The sequence below is a fragment of the uncultured Gimesia sp. genome (assembly GCF_937919775.1).
In the GTDB taxonomy this organism is placed as follows: Bacteria; Planctomycetota; Planctomycetia; order Planctomycetales; family Planctomycetaceae; genus Gimesia.
Genome location: NZ_CALFPF010000299.1, coordinates 1 through 3,892, shown reverse-complemented (window position 1 = coordinate 3,892; position 3,892 = coordinate 1). Strand labels below are relative to the sequence as shown.

At 53.8% G+C, this 3,892-nt stretch carries 2 protein-coding genes; both read left to right on the top strand.

Going from position 1 to position 3,892, the window contains the following annotated elements; genetic code table 11:
- Positions 1–229 precede the first annotated feature (229 nt).
- Entirely contained in the window at positions 230–916 is a 687-nt protein-coding gene (locus tag Q0294_RS08210; protein WP_366917926.1) for a hypothetical protein, read from the top strand.
- A 97-nt stretch (positions 917–1,013) separates the two neighbouring features.
- Positions 1,014–3,869, top strand: coding sequence for a PQQ-binding-like beta-propeller repeat protein (locus Q0294_RS08205; protein WP_299463154.1), 2,856 nt, complete (start codon positions 1,014–1,016; stop codon positions 3,867–3,869).
- Positions 3,870–3,892: the final 23 nt, after the last annotated feature.

Genomic DNA, 3,892 nt, shown 5'->3' with positions numbered 1-3,892 from the left:
CTGGAATTTAAAACACGCCTTTCATCCTGACAAATTTCAACACAGTCGCCGACCTCTTTTTTATCTTGTCAATAAAAAATAACGCATTTCTGGTGAAACTTAGTAGAATGGAAGGCTGTGATTTTGGATATCGTCTCTTGATTGCTCAACGCTGTCAGCGCTCCCTTTATTGAAAAGGTAACAACCTGTGAAACGACAACTCATTTCCGCCTGGACACTTTTTGTCTGTTTGTCTGCTGCTGTTTTTGCTGACGACCGAGGCACATTGATTTTTGAAGATGATTTCGAACGGACCGAGTCTCAGGAAACAAAAGATGAAATCGGTAAGGGCTGGGGGTCGAACAGTCGCACCCGCGCCAAAGGGAATAAGCAGGTCGATCTCAAAAATGGCGCGATGTATATTTATATTCACAAGGCGGCGGACCATGCGGTCTCCGTGACGCACCCTGCCGAGTTCAAAGACGGGGCGATCGCGCTGCGGTTCATGCTCGAAGATGATCAGGACAGCCTGGGGCTGAACTTTGCGGATCTGAAATTTAAGCCCGTGCATGCCGGCCATTTGTTCGTCGCGAAAGTCAGTACCAAAAATGTGGAGTTGACCGACCTGAAGACGGGAAATATGGACTTAAAAACGCGCGAGCTGAGACTAGCCGGCAAGCTGCCTCCGGAAATGAAGGAATTGCTGAAGACGAAAACAAAACGATTTCCCAACAAACTGGAAACCGGCAAATGGTATGACTTACTGGTCACCGTGACCGGCGATACGCTGACGGTAACCATTGATGGGAAACAGGTCGGCTCATTTTCGTCGGAAGGGATGGCACATCCCACGAAACGTTTGCTGCGTCTGGCGGTGCCTCACAGTGCGGTGGTAGATGATGTCAAAATTTACGCGCGTTCCGCCGAAGCCCGTTAGGATTCGCGAAAGTGTCTGTTGAATCAATTCCTGTTGGAATCAAAACTCCTGAAACTCGATCCTTCCTGAAGATCTCTCCTGAATAGAAGCCGCTCGCATGATGAACTATTTCCTGTTACCCCGTTTTTATTCCCTGATTGTCGCCTGCTGTCTGGCTTTTGTGTTTGCTGTCGAAGCAGAAAAAACCGGTGCCGCTGACTGGCCGATGTGGCGACAAAATGCGGGACGCACCGGCGTGACGGCGGAATCGCTTCCGGAAACGCACGCACTCAAATGGGTGCGACATCTGCCGGAAATTTCACCCGCTTATCACAGCTCGCGTTTACAGTTTGACGCCGGTTACGAACCGATTGTGGCTGACGGAAAACTTCTGGTCGCTTCATCCCGTAATGACTGTGTGACGGCCTACGAAGCAGCAACAGGCCGCGAACTCTGGGTGTATCAGACAGAGGGGCCCGTTCGATTGGCGCCCGCGGTCTGGAAAAACGCGGTCTGTTTTGGATCAGATGATGGCTGGTTCTATTGTGTAGATTTATCGACGGGGCATTTGCGCTGGAAACATCAGGCGGTTCCCAACGAACGCCGCCTGCTGGGGAATCGGCGGTTGATTTCCGTGTGGCCCGTTCGGGGAGGTCCTGTGGTTTCAGAAGGGACGGTCTACTTCGCCGCCGGCGTCTGGCCGTTCGAAGGGGTGTTTGTCTATGCGATGGATATCGAGACAGGCGATCTGATCTGGCGCAACGAGCGGCTCGGTTATCTGTTCGGCCAGCAACCACATAATACACACGCCATCGGGGGACTGGCACCGCAGGGTTATCTGGTCGTCAATGACGATGAACTGATCGTGCCCTGTTCGACCGCCTACCCGGCGCGATTGAATCGTAAGACCGGTGCGCTGATTGAATTTCAACTTCCCGATGCGGGAAGGCTTCCCGGAGGCTGGTTCGCTTCCCTGGATCCGGATACCGCGAAAGCGGTCCGCCGCGGAACAGTGACTTTCGATAAAGTGGTGAATAGCCAACAGCACGAAGACAAAGTGAATGAGGGGTTGGGCAAACAAAATGTCAGCCGTACGATTCAGGCGGGCGATCGATCCTTCAAGTTCGACGACAAATTAGACGGCGTTGAAGGAACCATTCATTCCATGATTGTCGCCGATGGCAGACTGTTTGTTTCAACGCGCAACGGAAGCCTCTACTGCTTCGAAAAGCCCGACGCGGCCACAGCGACACCCGTCAAACATTGGAAACAGAACCCGGTCGCACTTTCTACAACGCCGGAAGCGACCCGGTTTTCCAAAGCATTGATTCATGAAGCGTCGGGCCCTGAGGGAATTGCCTTTGTGGTCGGTCTGAAAGAGGGGGCGCTGGTGAAAGCGCTGCTGCGCGAATCGAACTATCATGTGATTGTCTTTGCGGACGATGCAGAACGCGTTGATCAACTCCGCAGTGAGTTGCAGCGTGCGAACGAGTATGGAACGCGGGCGGCCGTCATAAACTGCGACACGAAAACGTTGAATCTGCCCCCCTATCTGGCGACGGTCATCGTCACAGAAACTCCCTCTGCGATCGCCGAAACCTGGGACACGCTGTTACAGTCGCTGCGCCCCTTTGGTGGAGTCGCGGCGTTGGGCATCAAGCGGGATACCGGCTTTGCCACGGCAGAGAATTTAAAAGCGTTGAATCCTGGCAATTTTGAGTTGGCAGAGTTTGCAGGGCAGGCTCTGGTTCGGCGACCTGGCGCTTTGCCGGGAGCCGCCGACTACCGGGGGAACTACGAACACTGCGAAGACAGCCTCGTCCGTTTTCCACTGGGGGTACTCTGGTTTGACGATACGCTCTCGCACTTCAAACGCTCTCCTCAGCCGCATTTCTTTAACGGCACGATGGTCTCCCGTCCGAAAGACTGGTCGCAAGTTCGGCTCCGAGGCGATTATAAACTTGATTATCCGTTACTCCCTCCTGTGCTCTCCGATATCTACACAGGGCGCGTACTGACACAAACAGAACAGACGACGCTCCGGAAAAATCTGCCGGCAAACCCTGCCGGCGCTCAGTCAAGCTACTATCACGCGCCGCACCAGAAAAAAATACTCAACCCTGATCCACCCGTGGCAGGCAAACGCACTAACCCGCTCACTGGTTTAGAAGAACCGCGCGTATTCCCAAAAATGTATGGCTGCGATGGGGGAGTCGATTACGGTTTATTCTTCACTTTAAGAAGCGGGACGGCCGCCTATTATGATAAGAGCCTGGAAAGCGGAACGGTTTTTATTAGTGGCCCGCGCAGCGGTTGTACCAACAGCATTATTCCCTCGGGAGGTCTGTTGAATGTGCCGTATTTTTATGACGGTTGCACCTGCAGTTATCCGTTACCTGCAGGGCTGTCGATGGTGGCGATGCCGGAAAGTCACGAGCAGTGGTCATCGTGGGGCGATGACAAAATCGAACCTGCGTCGATTCAGCGTATTGGATTGAACCTGGGCGCCCCCGGCGATCGAAAAACGCGTGCGGGAACACTCTGGCTCGATTACCCGTCCATTGGTGGTCCCTCTCCGAAAATTCGTGTCGAAACAAAACCAAAAGATCCGCTCTACCGTTATCGGCACACAAACTGGATGCAGACCGGCGAGGTCTGGCCGTGGGTCGCTGCGTCGACGGTACAAGGACTAAAGGAGCTGACGTTGCACGACCTCAAGCCGGGCATTTATAAGGTTCAGCTCTACTTCGCGGAAGTGGACGCTCTCCAACCCGGACAGCGCCTGCAGAACATCTCGCTCCAGGGGCAGCAGGTGCTGAGTCAATTCGACATCCTGGCGGAAGCAAAGCAGCCGATGACGGGAATCACCCGGCAGTTTGATAACATCAAGATCGACGGCAGCCTGACACTGAACCTGGAAGCAACCGCAGGCGAGTCACTCATCAGTGGAATCGAGCTGATTCGCGTTCCCTGAGCGAGGCGATGTAGAAAATGTTT

Coding starts and splice junctions, on each gene's coding strand:
- Q0294_RS08205 (WP_299463154.1), top strand. CDS start 1,014: ATGATGAACTATTTCCTGTTACCCCGTTTTTATTCCCTGATTGTCGCC.